This window comes from Celeribacter baekdonensis B30, from assembly GCF_000299875.1.
Classification (GTDB): Bacteria; Pseudomonadota; Alphaproteobacteria; order Rhodobacterales; family Rhodobacteraceae; genus Celeribacter; species Celeribacter baekdonensis_A.
The window spans coordinates 86774-110414 of sequence record NZ_AMRK01000006.1 but is presented as its reverse complement, the minus strand read 5'-3'; the positions used below and the strand labels follow the sequence as shown (position 1 = coordinate 110414).

Sequence of the window (23641 nt, the reverse complement as noted above, 5' to 3'; positions counted from 1 at the left end):
TTCAGACAAAACGCCGCCTTCTCGCGGCGTTTTTACCACATGCTGTTCGCGGCGCGCTCCGGCCATTCTTCGTCATAGGCTTTGCCGCCGACACGGCCCTCGGTCAGCGCCGCCAAAATATCGCCCACACTCGGCAGGCCTTCACTTTCGTCCCCCGCAGCCCAAAGCCCGGAGCGGATCAAAGCGCGCGCGCATTGGGTGTAAATCTCAGCAATCTCGATCACGATGACGGTCCGGGGATGACGCCCGTCCTTTTCAAAGGACCGACACAGATCGTCGTCTCCGGTGACAAACGCCCGGCCATTGATCCGCACCACATTATTGGACCCCGGCACAAACAGCATCAAAGAGACCCGAGGGTCGCGGACGATATTGCGCAGGCTGTCGATCCGATTGTTGCCACGCCAATCCGGCAAAGCCAGCGTCCCGGCATCCAATTCGCGCACCACAGCGCCGTCGTCGCCACGCGGCGAGGCGTCAGTCCCCTCCGGTCCCACCGTTGAGAGAATGCAAAACCGCGACCGGGCAAGCCAGATGCGAAACTCCGGTGTGACGCGACGCGCCACCTTTTGCGTCGCGGCGGGTCCGGGCACACCATACAACGCCTCAAGGTCTTCAATGGTTTTGATCGGCGTCATCTTGCATCTTCCTTTTACAGGCGGCCTAGCCCGAAAGGATGACACAACGATGACGAATTATGTCGCACGCGACGGCAACGTAAACCCAGCCTCAGCCATCAATTGATCAGAGGCAGTTTCAATCACCTCTTCCAGCTCTGTCATAACCTCTTTGATCGGCTTTCCTGGCGTGATCCGGGGCAGGAACTCGACCACGGCCAAACCGCGTGCGCGATACACGCCGCGACGCGGCCAGAATACGCCCACATTGGTGGCGGCGGGCACGATGCCTTGCCCGGTTTGTTCATACAGAACACCCGTGCCCACTTTATACGGCATATGCACTCCAGCAGCCACTCGGGTGCCTTGCGGGAAAATGATCAATTGCCCCGGCAAGGTGGAACCGGATTTCACATCCGCAACCATCTTTTTGATCGCCTGCCCGCGCTTGCCGCGATCCACTGCGACACAGCCGATGCGCTTGGCGTAATAGCCAACAATCGGGGTCAAACTCAGTTGCTTTTTCATGATGAATTTTGGCCGCGGGACGACCGAAACGATCATGATGATGTCGAAAAAACTTTGGTGTTTGGAGGCGATCAAAACCTCATCTGTTGGGATATCGCCCCGAATGTCCGAGCGCAGCCCGACGAGCCAGCGCGCCGAAAACCGCACCCAACGGCAATAGGTCCGACACGCGGCATAGGCATAGACCCGGTTGATCATTGCGAAGGGCGTAAAGACAATCGCCAGCACAAGCATCGCCAGATACATCTGAACCACGAAGATCAAAGAGAGAATCCATTGGATCGGATAGGGCATCACATCAATCTCCGTAGGGTTTGCAGCGCGGCAAACCGTGTGGCCAGAAACGCCACGAAGGCCGCCAGCAGCGGGATCACACAGGGCCAGAACCACTGTAGCCCGGAAAAGCCGAGCCCGGTGAGAAATCCACCTTCTTGCTGCGCAGAGGGCAAAAGCGCAACGGCAACGGTGCCGAAAAACGCACCGATGACGGCCCCGGTAAAGCCGCGCACCGTAAAGCGGCGTTCAAAGGCGCGGGCGATATAGCTGTCCGTGGCCCCGACAAGACGCAGGGTGCGGATCACTTGGGCATTGGCGGCAAGTGCGGCATTGGCGGCAAGGGTGATCATCCCCGCCGTCACCCCCGCCATCAAGATCAAGGACACATAGCCCAAGAACCGAAGCCGACTGGCTGCCTTGATCAAAGGACGACGCCAACGACTATGATCATCAAGGACCGCGCCGGGCGCTTCTCCGGCCAAACGCAATCGCAGGCCTTCACCATCATAACCCTCCGCCGTCTCGATCACTTCGATCAGTGCGGGCAAAGGCAGGGTATCAACCGGCAAAGACGGGCCGAACCATGGCTCAAGCAGCGCCATCTCTTCGTCCCGGCTCAACGCCCGCGCCGAGGCGACGCCCGGCGTGGTGTTCAGCACATCAAGCGTTGCCTTGATCTGAGCGTCGACCTGATCTTCAGGCGCGGAAATGCGTACCGTGGAAGCGCGCGCCAACTCATTGCCCCAACGCTCCGCCAATCGGCCCGTCGCCAAAGACAAAGCCAGCGCAAACACCGCCAAAAACGCCATCGCCGCTGCGGTCAGCACCGTCAGACGCGCGGTAAAACCCGAGGGTGGCACAACGCGGCCCTGCGCGCTTTCAGAAAAATTCAGGAACGGCAAAAGAATGGTTCTCATAGATCCGCCCCCGATTGTTGGATGCGTCGATTGGAAATCCGCAAAACGCGCGCTTGCACCTGCGATTTCGCTTGCCTGATCAAGTGCATATCATGAGTCGCAATCACCACGGTTTTGCCCATGCGATTGAGTTCGACCAACAATTGCAACAGCCGTAAAGACATCTCCCAATCGACGTTGCCGGTCGGCTCGTCGGCCAAAATCACATCGGGGGACATGATCACCGCCCGCGCCAAAGCGGCGCGCTGGCGTTCGCCGCCGGAGAGTTCGGGCGGCTTGGCTTTGATCTGTTCCGTCAATCCAACCCAGGCCAAAAGGTCCACCAGATCCTGATCGTCGCGCGGCCGGTCAGCCACGGTCAAAGGCAGGGCCACATTTTCGGCCAGACTCAAATGATCCAGAAACTGGCAATCCTGATGCACCACCCCGATCTTGCGTCTGAGCTGGGCCACCTCATCGCGCCCCATCTCGCGGGTGTCCTGTCCAAGGATCGAAACCCGCCCTGCCGTCGCCTGAAGCTCGCGGTAGCACAGTTTGAGGAACGTGGTTTTGCCCGCCCCCGACGGGCCGGTTAAAAAGTGAAAGGAGCCCGGCGCAAGCGAGAGCGTCATCTCCGTGAGAAGCTCTCGCCCCCCGTAGCCGTAGCCAGCATTATGAAACTCGATCACACCCAAACCCCTGTTCTCTGTCGCGACAGTTTTGCCTCACTGGTCAAAAGCTTTCAATGCAACTGTCGCAAAAACATGGACAATCTGGCTTGGGACGTTAACAATTCCGTCAAACTAAACGTGCTAAGCACGGATTTTGCTGTGGCAGGGGAAAAAATGCGGCTTATTTGTCCCAATTGCGGAGCGCAATACGAAGTTGACGCACGTGTCATTCCCGACACGGGGCGGGATGTTCAATGCTCAAACTGTGGTCACACTTGGTTTCAACAGCCCGCGCATCAGGACAAGGAACTGGCCGAAGAGCTGGGCTACGAGCATCCTGAAGAGGCACCAGAGCAACCCGGTTTTGACGCCCCAGCACCAGCCGCCGCCGAGGTGCCCAATTTTGACGCGGAGCCTGAGCCCGAAGTCGAGGCAGAACCAACACCAGAATCAAAAACCACTCCTGCGCCAGAGGTCACACCCGAAGCGGAGGCGGAACCTGAGCCGGACATCGACGATGGCGCGGACGACACAGCTCTGGAAGATGAAGCCACTCCAATCGACGAGGCCCGGCGGAGTTCTGTGCTTAAAGACAGCGTGCGCGACATCCTGCGCGCCGAGGTCGAATTTGACCAAACCATGCGTCGCCCGGAAAGTGATCCGCTTGAATCCCAACCCGATTTGGGACTGGAAGAGCCATCCCAAGACGCCGCCAAAAAGAGCCTTCGCGACCGCATGGCCCGGTTGCGCGGGCTTGATCCGGCGGATTCGGGGATCATTGCCGGGAGTGCCGCCGCGGTCACCGGCAAACGCCGTGATCTGTTGCCTGACATCGAAGAAATCAACTCCACCCTCAGCGCCTCATCGGACCGAGACGAAGACGGCACAGTGCCCGACGAAGACACCCGCCGCGCCCGCGCAGAACGCTCCAGTTTCCGCACGGGCTTTGGGCTTTTGGTGCTTCTCACCGTGATCTTGGTCGGGCTGTATCTCTTTGCGCCACTGATCGCGCAAAAGGTCCCCGCGCTTGGGGGTGTGATGGAGGCCTATGTGACCGTGGCAAATGGGTTCCGCGCCTGGCTTGACCGCGCCATGTCGGCGGCAAGTGCGCGCCTCAACGCGCTTTTGAGCCAGCTCAACAGCTAATCGAGATCAACACTCTCGCATTTAAAACCGGTCCAAAAGACGGTTTAAATAGTTGCGTTCGTCTTCTGGGCGATCTTGTTCGGCCGAGCGGCGGCGGATTTCATCGGTGAGTTCTTCTGCTCGGCGATAGACGTCCTCGCCCTCGTAAAGCGGCTCATCTGAGCCAAACTGCCCCGTGTCCCCGGCCGCGCGCCCAAGCGGATCACGCCGCATTGGATCACTGCCGGATTGCCCGCCTGCTTCGCCCTGCTGGCCCTCCTGCTCCTGCTGCGATTGCGCCTGTTGTTCGCCAAGCTGGCGCATCCCGTCGCGCAGGGCTTCCATCGCCTCGGCCTGACTGTCGAGCGCGCCGGACAAATCGTTTTGGCCAAGTGCCTCTTCGGCCTCATCCATCGCCCGATCCGCCCGATCCAAAGCCCCGCCAAGCCCCTCTTCGTCGCCACCGCCCGCACCATTCATCGACTGGCGTTGGCGCGCCAGTTGATCGCGTAGCGCTTGTTGGCGTTCGGCCAAGGATTGACCATTCGGCTCCGCGCCCTGCCCTTTACCGTCCTGTCCTTCGCCTGCTTGGGGTTGCTGGCCCTCTTGTGTGCCTTCGCCCTGATCCCCTTGTTCGCTCCGCGGCTGACCGCCGCCAAACTGCTCTTGCAGGTCAGAAAACGTATCATCGTTGAGCTGTTGTTGGTCGCGCAGCATGTCTTGCAAGCCTTGCATGCTCTCGCCGCCTTGGCCCTGCCCCTCGCTTTGCGTCACACGCATGTTTTCAAGCATTTCGGCCAGCATGTCCAAAAGCTGCTGCGCCTCGGCCATCCGGCCCTGCTCCATCAATTCCTGAATGCGGTCCATCAATTGTTGCAACTGATCGCCGGTGATCTGCTGGCCGTCTTGCTGACCTTGATCGGGCATGTCGGTGCCATCACCTTGCTCACCCTGCTGCTCAGCCAATTGCTGCATATAATCGCGGGTCGCCTCGCGCAGCTCTTGCATCAGCTTTTGGATTTCCTCCGGCGTTGCCCCGTCCCGCATGGCTTGGCTCAGCCGCTCTTGGGCCCGATGCAGCCGCTCAAGCGCGTCTTTCAACTGTCCATCTTCGAGCAAAAGCGCGATCTCCCAAAGCGCGTCCGTCACCTCACCAAGCTGCGCATCCGTCAGAGTGCTCTCGCGCCCCTCGATCACACCGACCACTTCGCGCAGGCGGAAATAATGGCGCATATCATCAAACAGTTGCGTCGGATCAACCGTGACCGCGCGGATCACTTGGGCGGCGCGCGCGGCATTTTCGCGGTTCCACAGCAACTCTTGACGGACATCAATCAAAGCCGCGGCCAGCGGATCAAAGAACCGACGAGTCGGCAGAATGGCCTCGCCAATCGCCTCGTCGCTGGCCTGCCCGGCCTCATCCCACGCGGTGAGAGAGATTTGAACCGGCAGACCCGCAAACGGATGTTGGGCCAGATTTTCGCCGATCATGCCCTCGATCTCGCGCCGATCCCCGATCTGCGGCAGCGGCACAGTAACCTCAAGCGCCGGGCGCGCATCAGGCGACAGCACATAGCCATAGCGTTTTTCCACCGCCTCCGGGTCGCGGGTGATCGTCAACACCGCGCGCGCCACGCCGAAATCATCGGTGAGGCGGAAATTTTGCCGGGTTTCACCCGAAGGAGCGCGGGTCATCGGGCCGATCAACTCGACCGTGGGCGCCGCGTCGGGCTGTAGCGCCACATCCCACAAACGCCCCGTTGGACCGTCAATCTCGATCTCGCCCGGTTGACGCACGGCAAAATCCGGCGCGGCACTTGTGCCCGAGAGCGGTTCGCCGGACACGGTTTCGGACAGTGTCAAAACCCCGTCCTCGCCATAAAAGCGCACGGTCACATTGGAGCCTTTCGGCACGTCAAACCGGTCTTTCAAATCCTCCAGATAGAGCGTCGGCTTGCCCGAATAGGCTGGCGGTTGCACCCAGCCCTCCCAATTTGGCCCAGCGGCAATGTTCGACCCGGATGTGCCCAAATCCGTGGTCGTGCGGGCCTGTTCAAGCGAGCCAAACAGGCCACCCATGCCAAGGGCCGTGAGCGCCATCAAACGCAAAGCATAGGGGTCTGCGGCAGACAGACGCAGGGTTGGGCCGATTGCGCGTATATCTTTGAGACGCGTCAGCATACGCGCGCGGTGGGCCGTCCAAAGGCTGTTTGATGCTGGATCGTCCCCGCCGATCAGGGGCGTATCGGTGAGCGCTTGCAACGGCTGCCCCGGCAAGGTCGCATCCACCCGCGCCAAAGCCGCATGCGGCGGCGGGCGGCGGAACTGCCAAAGGCCCACGCCGAAACTGGCAACAACGCCCAAAGCGGCCCCGGCCAAAACAAGCGTTCGCGCCAAAGGCGTAAACAGATCATGCAGCCCTAAAAGCGCAAAGCCACAGAACCCCACGAGAACTGAGAAAAATGGCCAAAAGGCCTGCCCGATACGCTCAAACCAAAGCCCGACAGCCGTGGCAGTCAAAGCAAAACGCACCCTCCGCGCCAAAGGCCCGTTCAGGTTGAGGGTTCGTTTTTCTTGGTCAAATCCCATGACGTTTGCCCGATCCAGCCCATTTTACCGCGCCGGATCGCGCGGATGTCAAAGCCATTGGGGAATGGTATCGCGATTTATCATCTCTTCAAAGCTCGGACGCGGGCGGATGACAGCGAATTGATCGTCTTTCACCAAAACCTCGGGGATGAGCGGGCGGGAATTATATTCCGACGCCATCACCGCGCCGTAAGCACCCGCCGAACGGAACGCGACCAAATCGCCCTCCGCCAAAAGCGGCATGTTGCGGGCCTTGGCAAAGGTATCGCCGGTTTCGCAAACCGGGCCAACGATGTCATAGGGCAATTGTTCCACACCTGCATCGGGTTCGATCACCGGAATGATGTCGTGATGAGCGTCATACATCGACGGTCGCACGAGATCGTTCATCGCCGCATCGAGGATGAGAAAATCGCGGCCTTCGCCATGTTTGAGATAGATCAGCGAAGACACCAAAATCCCGGCATTGCCGGAAATCAGCCGCCCCGGCTCGATCTCGATCTCACAGCCCAGATGGCCGACGGTTTTGCGGATCACGTCGCCATATTCTACTGGCAGCGGCGGGGCCTCATTTGAGCGCTCATAAGGAATGCCCAATCCACCGCCAAGATCAAGTCGGCGGATGGTGTGACCATCGGCGCGCAGGGCTTCGGTCAATTCCGCCACCTTGGTGAAGGCCAATTCAAACGGCGCAAGCTCGGTCAACTGCGAGCCGATATGAACGTCGATGCCAACCACATCGATGCCGTCCATTTGTCCCGCACGCGCATAGACATCGCGGCAGGTGGCAATCGGAATGCCGAATTTGTTTTCGGATTTCCCGGTGGCGATTTTCGCATGGGTTTTGGCATCCACATCCGGGTTCACCCGCAAGGCAATCGGGGCTTTGACGCCCAAAGACATCGCCACCTCATTGAGCGCCTCAAGCTCGGGTTCGCTTTCGACGTTAAACTGACGAATGCCACCGATCAGCGCCTGACGCATTTCATCGCGGGTTTTGCCCACGCCGGAAAACACGATCCGATCCCCCGGCAGGCCCGCCGCCTTGGCCTTGAGGTACTCCCCGATCGACACCACGTCGATCCCCGCGCCCAACTCACCCATAAGCTTGAGCACGGCAAGGTTCGAGTTCGATTTCATCGCGAAACAGACCAGATGATCCATCCCGCCCAAGGCCTCGTCGAACAGCTTAAAATGGCGTGTCAATGTGGCGGTGGAATAGACATAAAACGGCGTGCCAACCTGTGCCGCAATGTCAGACACGGGCACGTCTTCGGCGTATAAAACACCGTCTCTGTAAAGGAAATGATCCATGTAGGGTCTTTCAGATGCCGGGCCCAAGGGCCCTCGGTCAGTTCAGCGGAATATGAATGTTAACCGACGTGTCGGTGTAACTTCCGCGTTTGGAATTCACGCCCACGGTGGTCGACACGCCCACCTCAGGCTTGACAGGGTCGCCATCCACGCCACAGCCTACAAGGCCGATCATCGCCACAGCACATATAAAACGGATCATCCGAGCACCTCTTTCCAACGCGCAATTTGTGCACGGACCTGAGAGGGCGCCGTGCCTCCGTAGCTTGTGCGAGACGCGACCGAATTTTCAACCGTTAAGACATCATAGACGCCTTCAGTGATCGCTTCGTGAACGGATGTCATCTCCTCCAGGCTCAGATCAGGCAAATCGCAGCCCTTTTTCTCAGCCATCGCCACCAATGCGCCGGTGACATGATGTGCGTCGCGGAACGGCAGGCCCGCTTCGCGCACCAACCAATCGGCAAGATCGGTCGCAGTGGAGAACCCAGAGGCGGCGGCAGCGCGCAGATTGTCGGTGTTGGCGTTCATATCCGATACCATCCCGGTCATCGCGGCGAGGGCCAGCATAAGGTTGTCGGCGGCGTCGAAGACCTGTTCTTTGTCTTCTTGCATGTCTTTGGAATAGGCCAGAGGCAGGCCTTTCATCACCATCATCAACGCGACATTTGCGCCAAAAATCCGCCCCACCTTGGCGCGGATCAATTCGGCGGCGTCGGGGTTTTTCTTTTGCGGCATGATCGAAGAGCCGGTGGAGAACCGGTCCGAAAGCGCGACAAAGCGGAACTGCGCCGAGGACCAGATCACCAACTCTTCGGCAAAACGCGACAGGTGCATGGCGGTGATGGACGCGCAGCTCAAAAATTCGAGACCGAAGTCACGATCGGCCACGGCATCCAAAGAGTTGGCGGTCGGACGGTCAAAGCCCAGCGCCTCAGCGGTCATATGGCGATCAATCGGGAAACCCGTGCCTGCCAGAGCCGCTGAGCCCAGCGGGCTTTCGTTCATCCGGGTGCGTGCGTCTTTGAAGCGAGACATATCGCGGCCAAACATTTCGACATAGGCCATCATGTGGTGGCCCCAGGTCACCGGCTGCGCAGTTTGCAAATGGGTGAAGCCGGGCATGACCCAATCAGCGCCCTTTTCGGCCTGCGCCATCAACGCGCGGATCAAGGCCTCAAGGCCAGAAACCGCTGCATCCATTTGATCGCGGGTCCAAAGTTTGAAATCGGTGGCGACCTGATCGTTGCGCGAACGCGCCGTGTGCAACCGCCCAGCCGGTTCGCCGATGATCTCTTTGAGCCGGGATTCGACATTCATGTGAATGTCTTCAAGCGCTGTGGAATAGACGAACTCACCGGCTTCAATTTCTGACAATACCGTGAGAAGGCCTTCCCGAATGGCCTGCGCATCGCTATCGGTAATAATGCCCTGTTGCGCAAGCATCAAAGCATGGGCGCGCGAACCCGCGATATCTTGGGAGGCCAGTCGTTTGTCGAAACCAATGGACGCATTGATCGCTTCCATAATCGCGTCAGGTCCGGCGGCGAAACGCCCGCCCCACATCGCGTTTGATTTCTTATCGGTCATGGACACACCCGCATGTTGAAAAATCTGATTGCCGCCACCCTTTATACGGCCCTGAGCCTTGGTGCAATTCCTGCTGCCGCACAGGATATGCAAAGCGTGATGGATTTGCGCGAGGACAGCCTGCAAAAACTGGGATTTCACACTGAACCCAAAGAAGTGAGTGCGCTGCCGTTCACGACGATGGATGGTGCTGAGGAAACGCTTGCGGACCATGCGGGCAAACTTGTCCTTCTCAATTTCTGGGCCACGTGGTGTGCGCCGTGTCGCAAAGAAATGCCGGCGCTTGATGCGCTCTCCGCTGAGTTTGACGGCAAAGGGTTTGCGGTTCTGCCCATTGCGACCGGACACAACCCCACACCCGCGATCGAAAAATTCTTTGAAACCGCTCAGATCAAAGAGCTGACGGCACGACTTGACCCAAAAGGCGCAATGGCGCGTGATATGGGGGTGCTTGGCCTCCCTGTGTCGATCTTGATTTCTCCACAAGGCCAGGAAATCGCACGTATGACCGGAGATGCGGACTGGTTCTCGCCCTCAGCCCAAGCAATTGTGACCGAACTGTTGAATGAATACGGCCTCACGAATGATGATAGTGTAGTGATCCATTAGCGGTGCGCGGCATGGCCGCCTCAACCAATGTTTTCACCCGTTCCGAGAGATGCATGATCCGCTCCAAAGTCGCATCAATTTCGATATGGAATTTATCGAGTTGATCAATGACAGGCATGAGCGATACCGAATTCGCCCCAAGACGCCCAGCTTCGACGCGGCACAACACCCGGATGGAATCAAGCCCCGTCACAAGTTGACGCAGATCCTTTGCCGAGCGCGTGAGCGCGGTCACATCGTTAAAGACGGATACCAAAACTGCTCCAGAATCAATGGAGTAGGTGTCGAGTAAGGTGGTGAGAACCTCCACCTCATACTTGAAATTATCCCCTTCTTTCGCTGTCAAGAAAGCCTCTAGCGCAACCATTTTCACTTCACGTTGTAGCCGTGCCGCGGCCATCATGAAAATACCGTGGTGCACTCGCGACAGAACCGATTCGGTCATACTTCGGGCGCCGTTTTCGACCCTGAACCCTCCAAGATGGTTGGTCACTTCGTCCGACATCAATCTATAATTTTGGGAGATTGCAGAAATCGGCCCTCCCGCAGGCTCCAACCGCGATGCAACAATGCGCATATTTGAGGGAATCCCACGAATTTTGGCGAAGGCCGTGAACAGGTTCTGTTGCTCTGATTCAAGGTCATGCAGCCTGGGCAAAAGCTCTTTCATACTGCGTAAACGCCCGTCTTCGACCCGGGCGAGCGCGGTGTCACGGGCCGTCATCTCTTGTGCAATCGCAAACGAACTGAACGCCGCATAGGTTGGGAACCCGAGATCTCGCAAAACTTCACGAATTTTCGCAGCACTTTCTTCGGGAGTAAGCCCTTCATTTGCCTCTAATTTTAGAGCCTCCGCATACGCGACCTGAGCCTGAGAAAAGACTTTCGAAGAGGGTTTCATCCGCACGGAAACATAGCCGCCCTCAATCGGCGAAATAACCGCATAGACCCAATAGTACCGACCATCTTTCGCACGGTTTTTCACATAAGCGCCCGTGGCTAGCCCTTTTTTGAGCCGCTCCCACAGAATATAAAAAACCCCTTTCGGCATATCGGGGTGTCGAATGATCTTATGAGGGGCACCAACAAGTTCTTGCCAGGAATATTCGGAAATTCGGCGAAAAACTTCGTTCCCGGCCGCGATCACACCGCGCTCATCTGTCCGTGAAAAGAACAGTTCGTCGATTGAGAACGGCGCCTCTTCACGGCTTGAGGAAAAGGCTGTTGCAGAGTTTTGAAATGACATGTTGTGCCCAATTGTCTGATTTGATCGCAGTTGAGCAAAGGTTACTTTCAATATGGTTAAGCCATTTCAAATCGATCCTGTTTTGCCATTCAATTTTTGCAACGGCAGTTTTTGCCTTGGCCCGCAAAACCTGCGCCCTTTTAGAAAGAAAAATTCGATTTAAATACTCCGAATTTTCGATCAATTTCACGTTTTCCCTTAAATTTTCAAATCGCATCAATGCTTTATGACATTGTTTAAAACTTCTCTAAAATCTCAAACAAATTTGAAAGTTTACCCACCGTTATCCCAAGTCTTTCAAAGTCGGTCTCACAATGCGGATGCTTTAAGGCAAGGTGACGGGATGAATACCTCTTTCTATGGCCACGATGATTTGGGTAGCCCACTGTCGGCTGCGGTCGCAGAGCGCGATCAAAACACAATGGATATGGTGCATTCGGCCCTGCGGAAAAAACAGGTGATGCTTGCATATCAACCTATTGTCCAAACGTTGCGCCCGGACCGTCCCGCCTTTTTCGAAGGCCTCATTCGGGTTTTGGATCAAACCGGACGGGTGATTCCCGCGCGCGAGTTTATTGACGTTGCCGAGACCACTGAAACCGGTCGCCAACTCGACTGTCTCGCACTTGAACTTGGGCTCACCGCCCTCAACAAACACCCGACATTGCGCCTTGCGATCAACATGTCGGCGCGCTCCATTGGCTATCCACGCTGGAAAGAAACGCTTCACATTGGTTTGGCCAAAAACGCAACCGTCGCCGAACGTCTTATTTTGGAGATCACTGAGAGCTCCGCCATGGTGATGCCTGATCTTGTGTCTGTCTTCATGAAAGAGCTACAATCTATGGGCATTTCCTTTGCTCTTGATGATTTTGGCGCGGGCTATACCGCCTTCCGCTATCTCAAAGAATTCTATTTCGACATTGTGAAAATTGATGGCAGCTTTATCCGTGGCATCGCAACAAATCCCGACAACCAAGTGCTGACGCAGGCACTGGTCTCTGTCGCCAAACATTTTGACATGTATACGGTGGCCGAATTTGTCGAAACCGAAGCAGATGCCCAATACTTGAGTTCAATCGGGATCGATTGCATGCAGGGCCACTACTTCGGCGCGGCCACGATTGATCCGGCGTGGCAAACCAAAGAAACACGCCGAAAAGCCAGCTAGTCGGGCGTCAAACCGCCTCATCCTGGGATTGATGGTTGAAAATGCTGCGCGCGCAGCCTACTGCTTTGGTGGGGAGCCGCGCAATATTGTTGCAAAAAATCCAACCATTGGGCAATCTCCCCACAACCATTCTGGGAGAGAAGACCATCATGACCAATGTCGTTATCGCATCCGCAGCACGAACTGCCGTCGGCAGCTTTTCGGGCGCTTTCGCCAATACCCCGGCCCACGACCTCGGCGCCGCAGTCCTTGAAGCGCTGGTAGCGCGCGCCGGGATTGAAAAAGGCGAGGTGTCTGAAACCATTCTTGGTCAGGTGCTGACTGCGGGTCAGGGTCAAAACCCGGCACGCCAAGCCCATATCAACGCCGGTCTGCCACAAGAATCCGCCGCATGGAGCATCAACCAAGTCTGTGGCTCGGGCCTGCGCACCGTCGCCCTCGCCGCCCAACACATCATGTTGGGGGATGCCGACATCGTCTGTGCCGGCGGCCAAGAAAACATGTCCATGTCTCCCCATGTCGCCAACCTGCGCGCTGGCCATAAAATGGGCGATATGAAGTTCATCGATTCGATGATCAAAGACGGCCTTTGGGACGCGTTTAACGGCTACCACATGGGCATCACCGCCGAAAACGTTGCCAATCAATGGCAGATTTCCCGCGAAATGCAGGACGCCTTTGCCCTCGCCTCGCAAAACAAAGCCGAAGCGGCGCAAAAGGCTGGGAAATTCTCTGATGAAATCATCCCCTTCGCGGTGAAAACCCGTAAAGGCGAAATCATCGTTGATGCCGACGAATACATCCGTCACGGCGCGACGTTGGAGTCCATGCAAAAACTGCGCCCGGCCTTTGACAAAGAGGGATCTGTCACCGCAGGCAACGCCTCAGGGATCAACGATGGCGCGGCTGGCGTGCTTTTGATGTCGGCAGACAACGCGGCAAAACGCGGCATCCAACCCCTGGCCCGCATCGCCTCCTATGCAACCGCCGGTCTCGACCCGTCGATCATGGGTGTCGGCCCGATCCATGCCTCCCGCAAAGCGCTCGAAAAAGCCGGTTGGAAGGCTCAGGATCTTGATCTGGTCGAAGCCAACGAAGCCTTTGCCGCACAAGCCTGTGCCGTGAACAAAGACATGGGCTGGGATCCGGCCGTGGTAAACGTAAACGGTGGCGCAATTGCCATCGGCCACCCGATCGGCGCCTCTGGTGCACGTATTCTCAACACGCTTTTGTTTGAGATGCAGCGCCGCGATGCCAAAAAAGGCCTCGCCACACTCTGCATCGGCGGCGGTATGGGCGTTGCCCTCTGCGTCGAACGCGATTGATAGCCAATCTGGGAGGGGCCAATTCGGGGCCTCTCCCCTCCGCTTGATCTCAAAACAAGCCCAAAGCCTACAAAATGGTAGCGCAAACACTCCCTTCTTAAAATAGCTCTTGATCCCACGCCGCATTCAGTTTGTCATGATTGGACGGTACAGTGTTCATGTCCAAAACATTGGGAGCCATGTCATGGGACGATGCCGTCGCGCCAAAAAATTTCTGCATCAGCTAAGTAATATTGTTGCGGCTGCAGAATATTTTGGATAACAAGATTTCCAACAGAAGATTTGATAGGGAGGAGTATCATGTCCAAAGTCGCAATCGTGACCGGGGGAACGCGCGGGATTGGCGCCGCCATTTCGAAGGCCCTGAAAGACGCAGGCTACACCGTGGCTGCAAACTATGCAGGCAATGACGACGCTGCTGCGAAGTTCACTGAGGAAACCGGCATCAAGACCTTTAAATGGTCCGTGGCAGATTACGATGGCTGTGTTGAAGGCATTGCCAAAGTCGAGGCCGAGCTTGGCCCCGTAGACATTCTCGTCAACAACGCGGGCATCACCCGCGATGCGCCGTTCCACAAGATGACCCGTGAGCAATGGCAGCAGGTCATGGACACCAACCTTTCCGGTGTGTTCAACATGACTCACCCAATCTGGCCAGGCATGCGCGAGCGTAAATTTGGTCGCGTGATCAACATTTCGTCGATCAACGGCCAAAAAGGTCAGTTTGGCCAGGTGAACTATTCGGCCGCAAAAGCGGGTGACATCGGATTCACCAAAGCCTTGGCTCAAGAGGGTGCGCGCGCTGGCGTCACCGTCAACGTGATTTGCCCCGGCTATATCGCGACCGAAATGGTCATGGCCGTGCCGGAAAAAGTCCGCGAGTCAATCATTTCGACCATTCCCGTTGGTCGCCTTGGCGAACCCGAAGACATCGCCCGCTGTGTGGTGTTCCTTGCCTCCGATGAGGCGGGCTTTATCACCGGCTCGACCATCACGGCGAACGGCGGCCAATACCTCACCTAAGGCGTTGAGATACGGTTTGAAGGGGGTCACAGCCGTGGCCCCTTTTTTTATGATTGCGCAGCTCAAAGACTTACGGCTATCTCGCGCAATGACACGCAAAACCGCCACATCCATCGGCTTTCTCGCCGTCCTTCTCTGGGCGCTTTTGGCGCTGTTCACCGTGGCCAGCACGCCGGTCCCGGCACTGCAACTCAATGCGATCAGCTTTGCCATTGGTGGCGGAATTGGCCTGATCTGGATCGCCAAAAACCGTGCATGGAGGGATTTGAAACGCGTCTCGCCCTTGGTCTATGGCTTTGGCACACTTGGGATTTTTGGCTTTCATTTCCTGTATTTTTCATCCCTGCGTCTTGCCCCTCCGGCGGAAGCGGGATTGATCAACTACCTCTGGCCCTTGCTGATCGTCCTCTTTTCCGGCCTTTTGCCCGGCGAACGCCTTCGCCCACTGCACATTTTAGGGGCCGTACTTGGGCTGGCGGGGGCCATCCTCGTCATCGCGCGTGGCACATCCTTTGCGGGAGAGGCCGGACTTGGCTATCTTCTCGCCTTGGCGGGGGCCTTCACATGGGCCGGATATTCAGTGATCTCGCGCCGGATCGGCCATATCACCACTGCCTCTGTCGCCGTATTTTGCCTTTTGTCGGCGTTCCTCTCGTTGATCTCGCATTTGGCTTTTGAAGAGACCGTTTGGCCCGCAACCTACATAGGATGGGGGGCGCTGATCGCATTGGGACTGGGTCCCGCAGGCGGTGCGTTTTACTTGTGGGATGTGGGAATGAAAAAGGGCGATATTCAACTGCTTGGAACAGCGGCATATGCCGCGCCACTTTTGTCAACAGGGGCTCTGATCCTTGGAGGGGTGACTGAGCCGCGTTTGATGCTTTTGCTCTCGGCGGGATTGATTACTGCTGGTGCCGGTCTGGCCGCTTTTACAAACCGCCAGACCGGATGATGATCTGTACTTAAAGCGTTCCGCCATAAACCTGTTTCACGGGTTTATGGCGGAACGCCCACAACATTAATATGTCTGACAGCGTCACACTTTTTCCCTGTCTCAGGTGAAAGGTGTGACGCTTTAATAACGTTTTAGGTCGTGCTCAAACGCGCGATCTCTTCCTTGATCCGGAGTTTTTGCTTTTTCAGGTCTGCGATCCGAAGGTCGTCTGCGCTTGGGGAGCGTTGCGCGATTTCGACGGCTTCGGAGAGGGATTTGTGCTTTTTCTTCAATTCCTCAATATGGGAAACCAAGCTCATGTCTTCTCCTCTCTGTTTGATTTAGCTTCAATGTAAAAGCTATGTAACAAGTGCACCATAGATTTTGAGTCGTGTCACGGGTTTGTTTTGGAACAAAATGACGCGCTCAGGGTTGCGCGCGAAATATTGCCAAAGGATTAATGCCCCCAGGGCAAATCCCCGCCTTCGCGCAAAATGGTTAACACCTGAGCCGTGTAGCTTTCACCATCGCGCAGATGTCGCTCGCCCTCATGCATGATCAGCGGCGGCTCCATCACAAACGCCGCCCGCCCGCCCTTGCGCGCCTGAACAATCACCAACTCGGCCACACGCCCCACACGCGGCTGAATGGCACGCACCCGTACAGAGCCAAGCCGTGCCATCAGCGGTGTCAAGATGTCCGGGAGGCGATCCGCCTTTTGGATCATCGTCAGATAGCCTTTGGGCGCAAGCCGTTTCGCGGCCACGTCAATCCAATCGCTCAGCGGCGTGTCACCTGCAAGGGCCATATCCCGCCCGGCATTGAGAGAAGACGTCGAACGGGCGCGATCATAATAAGGCGGATTGGCCATCACATGATCAAATCCGCGCGTCTTTATATCCGGCGGTAGATGCCGCAAATCGGCCTCCACAACCCTCATATCGGCACCGTTCAGAGCCGCATTGCGTCGGGCCAGATCGGCATACATCGGCTGCATCTCAACCCCGGTCAGCGACAGCCCCGCAACGCGCGCATGCAAGCACAGCAACGCGGCCCCTGCCCCACAGCCCAATTCCAACACATGCTGTCCGGGCTGCGCAGGCGTCGCCGCCGCCAACATAACCGGATCGACACCGGCGCGATAGCCGTCTGCCGGTTGGTAAAGCTGCACCCGCCCGCCCAAAAACGCGTCACAGGTCTCCGTCGTCTCCGAACTCACAGATCTTCCAACTCAAAATCATGATCGCGCAAAATCCGCCGCGCCTGATTGAGATCCTCGTCTAAGACCATCAATCGACGCGGCAATATGCCAAGACTGCCCTCAAGGACGCTCATATGGACGTCCATTTCAAAGCAGTCTATATCCTCCCCGGACAAGATGGCTTTGGCATAGATGATCTGGGTCAGGTCGGTTGTGCGCAGGAGCTGTTTCATCACTTGATTTAAAGACAGACCGAGGGGTTTGTCGAGACAAGGAGTGTCCCATGAGTTTGGGTGAGGCGACAAAACGAGCGGCGATCAAACCGCATGAGCAATTGGCCGCATATCTTGCGCCCGAGCTTGAGGCCGTCAACGCCCTGATCCGTGAACGCATGTCCTCGGAGCACGCGCCGCGCATTCCCGAAGTCACCGCGCATTTGATCGAGGCGGGCGGCAAACGGTTGCGTCCAATGTTGACCTTGGCGGCGGCCAAGGCCTGTGGCTACATGGGCCCCTATCACATTCACCTCGCCGCCACGGTCGAATTCATCCACACCGCCACGCTGTTGCATGACGATGTGGTCGATGAAAGCGCGCAGCGGCGCGGGCGTCCCACGGCGAACCTGTTGTGGGACAACAAATCTTCGGTGCTGGTGGGGGATTATCTTTTTGCCCGCGCATTTCAGTTGATGACAGATGCCGACAACATGCGCGTGTTGCAAATCCTCTCCAACGCCTCCGCGACCATCGCCGAGGGCGAAGTGTTGCAACTGACCGCCGCGCAAGATTTGAAAACCGACGAGAGCGTGTACCTGCAAGTCGTACGCGGCAAAACTGCAGCGCTGTTTTCGGCGGCAACCGAAGTCGGCGGCGTTTTGGCCGAGGCGGATGACACGGTGGTCAAGGCGCTGTTTGACTATGGCGATGCGCTTGGGATTTCATTTCAGATCGTCGATGATCTTTTGGATTATTGGGGCTCGGCGCAGACCGGGAAAAACATCGGTGACGATTTCCGCGAACGCAAACTGACCCTGCCGGTGATCAAAGCGATTGCCAAAGCGGACGAGACAGAGCGCGCCTTTTGGGTCAAGACCATCGAGAAAGGCAAACAGGACGAGGGCGATCTGGACCATGCCATCGCACTGTTGAACCGCCACAATGCGCTCGAAGAGACCCGAGAGGTGGCGCTGGACTGGGCGGAAAAAGCCAAGGCGGCGCTGTCTGTGCTGCCTGCGGGTGAGGTTGTTCACATGCTGTCGGACATCGCGGATTATGTCGTGGCTCGGCTGCGCTAATTTAATATGTGGCTCGGCTGCGCCAAACGATAGCGCGCCTTAGCCCGGCAGCGTGCTGGCCGATTTGACCCACCACCACGGATTGCTTGCGGCCATTTGCGCCGCCGCTGCATCCGCAGACAAACGATCCTCGAAAAGACCAAAACAGGTCGCACCGGACCCCGACATCCGCACCATTTGTACTTTTGGGGCCAGCACCAAAGCCGCCAAAGCCGCTGCAATCTCGGGCACAAGTTTCACTGCAGGTCGTTCAAGATCGTTGCGCTGAGTGCTCAACCAATCGACAAAAGCCAAGGTGTCCGGCCAACGCGGCAACTTATCGGGCATCGGCATATTGTCTTTGCGCTCAAGGCGGGCGAACACCTCCGGCGTCGACACTTCGATCCGAGGGTTGACCAACACCAGATGCAGCGCGGGCATGACGACGGGGGTCAGCCCCTCGCCGATCCCCGACATCCGCACCGGTTTCGAGCGCAAACAAACGGGGACATCCGCGCCCAGCGACAGCGCCTGATCGGCGGTCACCGGCTGAGTTCCCAAACGGGCCGCCGCGCGTAATGTCGCCGCCGCATCCGCCGATCCGCCCCCAATGCCGGAGGCCGGCGGCAAATGTTTATCAAGCGTCAGGGCCATCGGCCGCCCGGCCAAAGCCGCCGCTTTCAACACAAGGTTGGTGCCATCGGCAGGCACACCCTCGGCAAAGGGACCCGTCACCGTCAGGGACGATTGCACGGCAGGTGCGGCGATGATCTGATCGCCGAGATCGACGAAGGCCACAAGGCTGTCCAACAGGTGATAGCCATCCGACCGTTGCCCGGTGACATGTAGGGCAAGGTTGATCTTGGCCGGAGCAAAAATCTTTGTGATCATATGGGGTTAGCCATCATCCAAGGGGCGCGTGGGCGCGAGCCCCTCCTCACCCAACACCCGGTCCAGCCCCACCTCCAATTTGCGGCGAATACGCTTGGCCTCATCCTCCTCGGGATCAAAGGACAGGGCGCGTTCCCATTGAAACCGTGCTTCGCGTTCGCGCCCCACCGCCCAATAGACGTCCCCCAAGTGATCGTTCACCACCGCATCGACCGGCATCAATGCGGCGGCGCGTTCCATTGGATCGACGGCTTCATCATAGCGACCCAAAAGGTACAGCCCCCACGCCAGACTGTCGGTGATATAGCCATCATTCGGACGCGCAGCAGAGGCCTTGCGGATCATCCCCATGGCTTCATCAAGGTTGGTTTTCATCTCAAGGAAAGAATAGCCAAGGTAATTCAGCACCTGCGGCTGATCGGGTTCCAGTGCAAGCGCCTGACGCAGATCGGCCTCGGCCTTGTCCCAAACACCTTCGCGCTCATAGGCGATGCCACGGGTGAAATAGAGCGGCCATTGTGCTCGGCTGGGCGGCCGATTGAGATCAATTGCAACGGTGTAGGCCTCGGCCGCTTCCGCATAGCGTTCATGGCGACGCAACGCATCGCCAAGCGCGATATGCCCGTCATCCAATTCAGGATGGGATTTCGTCAACTGGCGCAAAACCTCAAGCTCGGCATCGTCTTTGCCCGCCGCCCGCAGCGCTTCGGCGCGGCCAAGCGTGGCCATCGGATAGGCCGGATCATCAACACCAATGGCGTCAAAAGCGGTGGTGGCAAGATCGTAATTGTCGAGCCGCTCCAAAAGCGCAGCGCTGAACAACGCATAATTGGCCTCATCCGGGCGCAATTCCTGGGCAATGCGCGCGTACAAAAGCGTGTAGCCATCATCAAGCCCGCCATCTAGGGCGGACGCCACGGCGAAAAACACATCCGCCATACCGTCCCGCGCACTGCGCACGACTGTGAACGGCACGTTTTCGCCCGCACTCAGGGCGGCTTTGAGAGCGTCGATTTGCGCATCACTGGCCGGTCCGAAACTGTCATTGATCAGGGTAAGCGCCTCGTCATTGCGCTCCAATTGGCTAAGAATTTGGGCTTGTGCGATGACGGCAGAACGCGTAGCGGGCATGCCAACCGAAGACAGCGTTTCAAGCGCGCCTTCGTAATCCCCTACGAGGGCGAGGGCCAGGGCCTTGTTATAAGGCCCAAAAAACTCAAATCCCTGCCCCGCATCAACCGTGCTGTCAAACAGGGCCAGAGCACTGGACATATCGCCTTTGCCGACGAAAGCCCAAGCATGCACCATCCCGTCAACGACGGTAGAAATGCTTTGTCCCTCATCAAGGGCCGCAATCACACCGTCATAATCCTCATCACGCGCCAGTAGCGTCAGATTGCCCATGGCGGCGATTTGATTGCCGGGTTCAAGGTTGCGCAACACGGTGGCGTAACCCTTGATCTGATCAAAGTTGCCCATGGAGATATGGCCCGAGATCACGGATTCGAGCAGGACCGGGTTTTGCGGATCAGAGGCCAGCGAGCGCGTCGCATAGCCCACAAGGTCGCGAAAACTGCGATCCATTGTCGCCTGGCGCGCCGCAAGATAGGCACCCGCATCCGCCGAGACCGGAGACGGGTTGAAAAGCCCGACGCCTAAAATCAGTCCGACGGCGGTCAGGGCCGAAAGCGAAAAACCCGCGCGGTGTGTCACCAGAAATCTCCTTCGCGTTATCTGCGCAAAGCCTATCGTTCAAACCGGGCGGCTGCAACGCAAACGGGGACCGCCTGGGCCCCCGTTCTGTCATTTGCGTCAACACGTTGGCGTGAGAGAGTCACATATTCGGATAGTTCGGGCCATCGCCACCCTGCGGCACGGTCCAGGTGATGTTTTGGCTGGCCTCTTTGATGTCACAGGTTTTGCAGTGCACGCAGTTTTGGAAGTTCACCACAAATTTCGGCTCTTCCCCTTCGGGTGTCAGATATTCATAGACCCCCGCCGGACAATAGCGGGCGGACGGGCCGCCGAATTGTTTGTAATCCACATCAATCGCCACTTGCGGATCTTTGAGTTTGAGGTGGCAGGGCTGGCTTTCTTCGTGGTTGGTCGCGGCAAATGACACATTGGTCAGCCGGTCAAACGAGATCACACCATCGGGTTTCGGATAGTCGATCGGTTTGAATTTATCGGCCTTACTGGTCGATTGCGCATCGGTTTTTCCGTGTTTTACCGTGCCAAACAGCGAGCCACCAAACAGGGTATTGGTCCACATATCCAACCCACCGAGCATCAGCGACGCCGTCAGGCCGTATTTCGACCAGAGCGGCTTGACATTGCGCACGCGTTTCAGGTCCTTGCCGACAGCGCCAGTGCGCAGCTCGGTTTCATAGCCTTCCAACGTGTCGCCAGACCGGCCCTCTTTGAGAGCCGCCACAACATGCTCCGCCGCCGCTTTGCCGGACAGCATGGCGTTGTGGTTGCCTTTGATCCGCGGCACGTTGACCAGACCGACGGAACAGCCAAGCAGTGCGCCCCCCGGAAAGGCCGCTTTTGGCATCGACTGATAGCCGCCCTCGGAGATCGCACGCGCGCCATAAGCCACACGTTTGCCGCCCTTCAAAAGCTCCGCCACCAGCGGATGATGTTTGAAGCGCTGGAACTCCATGTACGGGAAGACATAGGGGTTTTTGTAGTTCAGATGGACCACAAACCCGATGAAAATCTGATTGTTTTCGGCGTGATAGATAAATCCACCGCCGCCCGCATTTGAATTCAAAGGCCAGCCCATCGAGTGCCACACCTTGCCCTCTTTGTGCTTGTCCGGGTCAATTTCCCAGATTTCCTTCATGCCGAGACCGAATTTTTGAACGTCGCGACCTTTTTGCAGGTCGTATTTGGCGATGATCTCTTTTGCCAACGATCCACGCACGCCCTCGGAGATCAAAACATATTTGCCGTGCAGCTCCATACCCGGCTCATAGGCCTCGGTCGGCTCGCCATCCGGCCCACGGCCAAACTCGCCCGCAACCACGCCTTTGACTTCGCCGTTGTCGCCGTAGATCAGCTCGGAACAGGCCATGCCGGGGAAAATCTCGACGCCCATGCCTTCGGCCTGCTCGGCCATCCACCGGCAGACATTGCCCATGGAGACGATGTATTTGCCGTGGTTCGACATGAACGGTGGCATCGGCGTATTTGGGATACGAATGGAACCCGCTTCGCCCAAAAGGTGGAAATGATCTTCGGTGACTTTGGTGGAAATCGGCGCACTGCGCTCTTTCCAATCCGGTATCAGCGCGTCAAGGCCACAGGGGTCGAGCACGGCACCGGACAGGATATGCGCGCCCACTTCGGAGCCCTTCTCCAACACAACAATGTTGAGGTCCTCATCCAGCTGTTTGAGGCGGATCGCAGCAGAGAGACCCGCAGGTCCGGCACCAACGATAACGACGTCATATTCCATCGCCTCACGTTCGACATTCGACATAAAGTTTCTCCCAGATCAAACAGCTTTCCGGCGCTTACCTAACCGCTAAGCCATAGCCGGGTCAATTTCAGATGGTGTTTTTCGTGGCGTCCCTTGGGCGTAAACATCGATAAAGCGCCGCAGCGCCGCATCAAAAGTGACCAAAGCCCCGCGCCACACCTCAATTATCTCATAAGGCTACATGCAGAGCACACAGTCTGCCCCAAAAGAATCGCCCCTCATCAACCAGGCCACCCCCTAAAACCACGCCATGTCAGACATCATGTCGGACGTCGCACAACTGAGCCCTTGCAATCTGCCCCTATTCCGGGTCAGTTGGGAGTATAAATTGTGATAACCAAAGCGCGCGGAGGCTCCGACCTCGCAGCGCTTTTTTCGTGCAGATGAGTGGCCTGATGGAAAAAATTCTCATGACGCGCGCGGGCAACACCGCGTTGAGCAGCGAGCTGAAAAAACTCAAGTCGGTGGAACGCCCGGCTGTCATTCAGGCGATTGCCGAAGCCCGCGAGCTTGGCGATCTGTCAGAGAATGCCGAATATCATTCTGCGCGTGAAAAACAGAGCTTTATCGAAGGCCGGATCAAGGAGCTTGAGGGCGTGTTGTCCCTGGCCGAAGTCGTTGATCCAAAAACACTTTCCGGCGCTGTGAAATTCTCCGCCACGGTGACAATCGTGGATGAAGACACCGACGAAGAGAAAACCTATCAGATCGTTGGCCAACACGAGGCCGATATCGAAAACGGGCTGTTGAACATCGCCTCCCCCTTGGCGCGCGCCTTGATCAACAAAGAAGAGGGCGACAGCGTCGAAGTGCGCACGCCCGGCGGTGAAAAGAGCTACGAAATCCTCAAGATCGCGTATATTTAACCTTATAGA

The 23641-nt window shown here is 57.3% G+C and carries 24 protein-coding genes; 8 read left to right on the top strand and 16 right to left on the bottom strand.

Annotated elements, in window-relative coordinates:
• Nucleotides 1-32: 32 nt before the first annotated feature.
• Genes B30_RS12165 through B30_RS12150 form a run of 4 tightly spaced genes read right to left on the bottom strand, consistent with a single transcriptional unit; the run spans nucleotide 33 to nucleotide 3006 of the window.
• Nucleotides 33-638, bottom strand: coding sequence for a pyridoxamine 5'-phosphate oxidase family protein (locus B30_RS12165; protein WP_009572381.1), 606 nt, complete (start codon nucleotides 636-638; stop codon nucleotides 33-35).
• 57 nt (nucleotides 639-695) lie between these two features.
• A complete protein-coding gene (locus tag B30_RS12160) occupies nucleotides 696-1439 on the bottom strand; it encodes a lysophospholipid acyltransferase family protein (protein ID WP_009572380.1) in 744 nt (247 codons plus the stop codon).
• Nucleotides 1439-2338: a cell division protein FtsX gene (locus tag B30_RS12155; RefSeq protein WP_009572379.1), complete on the bottom strand. Its 900-nt coding sequence runs from the start codon at nucleotides 2336-2338 to the stop codon at nucleotides 1439-1441. Before B30_RS12155 ends, B30_RS12160 begins: the two co-directional genes overlap by 1 nt.
• Entirely contained in the window at nucleotides 2335-3006 is a 672-nt protein-coding gene (locus B30_RS12150; RefSeq protein ID WP_009572378.1) for a cell division ATP-binding protein FtsE, read from the bottom strand. Before B30_RS12150 ends, B30_RS12155 begins: the two co-directional genes overlap by 4 nt.
• Before the next feature lie 156 nt (nucleotides 3007-3162).
• Here B30_RS12150 and B30_RS12145 point away from each other — a divergent pair, with 156 nt between their 5' ends.
• Nucleotides 3163-4134 (top strand): zinc-ribbon domain-containing protein, encoded by a 972-nt coding sequence (locus tag B30_RS12145; RefSeq protein ID WP_157789810.1) that lies wholly within the window; start codon nucleotides 3163-3165, stop codon nucleotides 4132-4134.
• Between the two features lie 21 nt (nucleotides 4135-4155).
• Here the strand turns inward: B30_RS12145 and B30_RS12140 are convergent, their stop codons facing one another.
• From B30_RS12140 to argH, 4 genes are read right to left on the bottom strand one after another with little or no spacing between them, the layout of a single operon-like run.
• Nucleotides 4156-6702 (bottom strand): DUF4175 domain-containing protein, encoded by a 2547-nt coding sequence (locus B30_RS12140; RefSeq protein WP_009572376.1) that lies wholly within the window; start codon nucleotides 6700-6702, stop codon nucleotides 4156-4158.
• A 48-nt stretch (nucleotides 6703-6750) separates the two neighbouring features.
• Nucleotides 6751-8016 (bottom strand): diaminopimelate decarboxylase, encoded by a 1266-nt coding sequence (gene lysA, locus B30_RS12135; protein ID WP_009572375.1) that lies wholly within the window; start codon nucleotides 8014-8016, stop codon nucleotides 6751-6753.
• Nucleotides 8017-8053: 37 nt separating this feature from the next.
• Nucleotides 8054-8218: a hypothetical protein gene (locus B30_RS22375; protein WP_176832867.1), complete on the bottom strand. Its 165-nt coding sequence runs from the start codon at nucleotides 8216-8218 to the stop codon at nucleotides 8054-8056.
• On the bottom strand, nucleotides 8215-9606 hold the full coding sequence (gene argH, locus B30_RS12130; protein ID WP_040402398.1) for an argininosuccinate lyase: 1392 nt from the start codon (nucleotides 9604-9606) through the stop codon (nucleotides 8215-8217). The genes B30_RS22375 and argH overlap by 4 nt, the downstream gene beginning before the upstream one ends.
• A gap of 12 nt (nucleotides 9607-9618) precedes the next feature.
• On the opposite strand from argH, the gene B30_RS12125 reads away from it, so the two are divergent.
• Nucleotides 9619-10215, top strand: a complete 597-nt coding sequence (locus B30_RS12125) for a TlpA family protein disulfide reductase (RefSeq protein ID WP_009572373.1) — start codon at nucleotides 9619-9621, stop codon at nucleotides 10213-10215.
• Here B30_RS12125 and B30_RS12120 read toward each other — a convergent pair.
• Entirely contained in the window at nucleotides 10184-11461 is a 1278-nt protein-coding gene (locus tag B30_RS12120) for a PAS domain-containing protein (protein WP_009572372.1), read from the bottom strand. The genes B30_RS12125 and B30_RS12120 overlap by 32 nt on opposite strands.
• A complete protein-coding gene (locus B30_RS22180) occupies nucleotides 11418-11651 on the bottom strand; it encodes a hypothetical protein (RefSeq protein ID WP_152002964.1) in 234 nt (77 codons plus the stop codon). The genes B30_RS12120 and B30_RS22180 overlap by 44 nt, the downstream gene beginning before the upstream one ends.
• A gap of 153 nt (nucleotides 11652-11804) precedes the next feature.
• On the opposite strand from B30_RS22180, the gene B30_RS12115 reads away from it, so the two are divergent.
• From B30_RS12115 to yddG, 4 genes are all read left to right on the top strand, one after another.
• Nucleotides 11805-12632: an EAL domain-containing protein gene (locus tag B30_RS12115; RefSeq protein ID WP_009572371.1), complete on the top strand. Its 828-nt coding sequence runs from the start codon at nucleotides 11805-11807 to the stop codon at nucleotides 12630-12632.
• Nucleotides 12633-12781: 149 nt separating this feature from the next.
• Nucleotides 12782-13957, top strand: coding sequence for an acetyl-CoA C-acetyltransferase (locus tag B30_RS12110; protein ID WP_009572370.1), 1176 nt, complete (start codon nucleotides 12782-12784; stop codon nucleotides 13955-13957).
• Nucleotides 13958-14257: 300 nt separating this feature from the next.
• Entirely contained in the window at nucleotides 14258-14980 is a 723-nt protein-coding gene (locus B30_RS12105; RefSeq protein WP_009572369.1) for a beta-ketoacyl-ACP reductase, read from the top strand.
• An 88-nt stretch (nucleotides 14981-15068) separates the two neighbouring features.
• Nucleotides 15069-15932, top strand: a complete 864-nt coding sequence (gene yddG / locus B30_RS12100; protein ID WP_009572368.1) for an aromatic amino acid exporter YddG — start codon at nucleotides 15069-15071, stop codon at nucleotides 15930-15932.
• 134 nt (nucleotides 15933-16066) lie between these two features.
• Here yddG and B30_RS21765 read toward each other — a convergent pair whose 3' ends face one another.
• The 3 genes from B30_RS21765 to B30_RS12090 all read right to left on the bottom strand — a co-directional run bounded on the left by B30_RS21765 (nucleotide 16067) and on the right by B30_RS12090 (nucleotide 17348).
• The gene (locus B30_RS21765; protein ID WP_009572367.1) at nucleotides 16067-16234 is read right to left on the bottom strand and encodes a YdcH family protein; all 168 of its coding nucleotides are present in this window, start codon (nucleotides 16232-16234) and stop codon (nucleotides 16067-16069) included.
• Between the two features lie 137 nt (nucleotides 16235-16371).
• A complete protein-coding gene (locus B30_RS12095; protein ID WP_009572366.1) occupies nucleotides 16372-17133 on the bottom strand; it encodes a tRNA1(Val) (adenine(37)-N6)-methyltransferase in 762 nt (253 codons plus the stop codon).
• Entirely contained in the window at nucleotides 17130-17348 is a 219-nt protein-coding gene (locus B30_RS12090) for a putative signal transducing protein (protein ID WP_009572365.1), read from the bottom strand. The genes B30_RS12095 and B30_RS12090 overlap by 4 nt, the downstream gene beginning before the upstream one ends.
• Nucleotides 17349-17398: 50 nt before the next feature.
• On the opposite strand from B30_RS12090, the gene B30_RS12085 reads away from it, so the two are divergent.
• Nucleotides 17399-18409, top strand: a complete 1011-nt coding sequence (locus B30_RS12085; protein ID WP_009572364.1) for a polyprenyl synthetase family protein — start codon at nucleotides 17399-17401, stop codon at nucleotides 18407-18409.
• A gap of 39 nt (nucleotides 18410-18448) precedes the next feature.
• On the opposite strand, the gene B30_RS12080 is transcribed toward B30_RS12085, so the two are convergent.
• The 3 genes from B30_RS12080 to B30_RS12070 form a co-directional block, all read right to left on the bottom strand.
• On the bottom strand, nucleotides 18449-19276 hold the full coding sequence (locus tag B30_RS12080; protein WP_040402427.1) for a 4-(cytidine 5'-diphospho)-2-C-methyl-D-erythritol kinase: 828 nt from the start codon (nucleotides 19274-19276) through the stop codon (nucleotides 18449-18451).
• Nucleotides 19277-19285: 9 nt separating this feature from the next.
• Nucleotides 19286-20992, bottom strand: a complete 1707-nt coding sequence (locus B30_RS12075) for a tetratricopeptide repeat protein (RefSeq protein ID WP_009572362.1) — start codon at nucleotides 20990-20992, stop codon at nucleotides 19286-19288.
• A 121-nt stretch (nucleotides 20993-21113) separates the two neighbouring features.
• Nucleotides 21114-22766, bottom strand: a complete 1653-nt coding sequence (locus tag B30_RS12070) for an electron transfer flavoprotein-ubiquinone oxidoreductase (RefSeq protein WP_009572361.1) — start codon at nucleotides 22764-22766, stop codon at nucleotides 21114-21116.
• Between the two features lie 395 nt (nucleotides 22767-23161).
• Between B30_RS12070 and greA the strand changes: the two genes are divergently transcribed.
• Nucleotides 23162-23632, top strand: coding sequence for a transcription elongation factor GreA (gene greA / locus B30_RS12065; RefSeq protein ID WP_009572360.1), 471 nt, complete (start codon nucleotides 23162-23164; stop codon nucleotides 23630-23632).
• Nucleotides 23633-23641 lie beyond the last annotated feature (9 nt).

Excerpts from the sequence above, each read along its gene's own strand:
- B30_RS12160 (WP_009572380.1), bottom strand. The coding sequence starts at position 1,439 with ATGCCCTATCCGATCCAATGGATTCTCTCTTTGATCTTCGTGGTTCAG.
- B30_RS21765 (WP_009572367.1), bottom strand. The coding sequence starts at position 16,234 with ATGAGCTTGGTTTCCCATATTGAGGAATTGAAGAAAAAGCACAAATCC.
- B30_RS12085 (WP_009572364.1), top strand. The coding sequence starts at position 17,399 with ATGAGTTTGGGTGAGGCGACAAAACGAGCGGCGATCAAACCGCATGAG.
- lysA (WP_009572375.1), bottom strand. The coding sequence starts at position 8,016 with ATGGATCATTTCCTTTACAGAGACGGTGTTTTATACGCCGAAGACGTG.
- B30_RS12145 (WP_157789810.1), top strand. The coding sequence starts at position 3,163 with ATGCGGCTTATTTGTCCCAATTGCGGAGCGCAATACGAAGTTGACGCA.
- B30_RS12155 (WP_009572379.1), bottom strand. The coding sequence starts at position 2,338 with ATGAGAACCATTCTTTTGCCGTTCCTGAATTTTTCTGAAAGCGCGCAG.
- B30_RS12120 (WP_009572372.1), bottom strand. The coding sequence starts at position 11,461 with ATGTCATTTCAAAACTCTGCAACAGCCTTTTCCTCAAGCCGTGAAGAG.
- greA (WP_009572360.1), top strand. The coding sequence starts at position 23,162 with ATGGAAAAAATTCTCATGACGCGCGCGGGCAACACCGCGTTGAGCAGC.
- B30_RS12105 (WP_009572369.1), top strand. The coding sequence starts at position 14,258 with ATGTCCAAAGTCGCAATCGTGACCGGGGGAACGCGCGGGATTGGCGCC.
- B30_RS22375 (WP_176832867.1), bottom strand. The coding sequence starts at position 8,218 with ATGATCCGTTTTATATGTGCTGTGGCGATGATCGGCCTTGTAGGCTGT.
- B30_RS12070 (WP_009572361.1), bottom strand. The coding sequence starts at position 22,766 with ATGTCGAATGTCGAACGTGAGGCGATGGAATATGACGTCGTTATCGTT.
- B30_RS12090 (WP_009572365.1), bottom strand. The coding sequence starts at position 17,348 with ATGAAACAGCTCCTGCGCACAACCGACCTGACCCAGATCATCTATGCC.
- B30_RS12115 (WP_009572371.1), top strand. The coding sequence starts at position 11,805 with ATGAATACCTCTTTCTATGGCCACGATGATTTGGGTAGCCCACTGTCG.
- B30_RS12125 (WP_009572373.1), top strand. The coding sequence starts at position 9,619 with ATGTTGAAAAATCTGATTGCCGCCACCCTTTATACGGCCCTGAGCCTT.
- argH (WP_040402398.1), bottom strand. The coding sequence starts at position 9,606 with ATGACCGATAAGAAATCAAACGCGATGTGGGGCGGGCGTTTCGCCGCC.
- yddG (WP_009572368.1), top strand. The coding sequence starts at position 15,069 with ATGACACGCAAAACCGCCACATCCATCGGCTTTCTCGCCGTCCTTCTC.
- B30_RS12165 (WP_009572381.1), bottom strand. The coding sequence starts at position 638 with ATGACGCCGATCAAAACCATTGAAGACCTTGAGGCGTTGTATGGTGTG.
- B30_RS12110 (WP_009572370.1), top strand. The coding sequence starts at position 12,782 with ATGACCAATGTCGTTATCGCATCCGCAGCACGAACTGCCGTCGGCAGC.
- B30_RS12140 (WP_009572376.1), bottom strand. The coding sequence starts at position 6,702 with ATGGGATTTGACCAAGAAAAACGAACCCTCAACCTGAACGGGCCTTTG.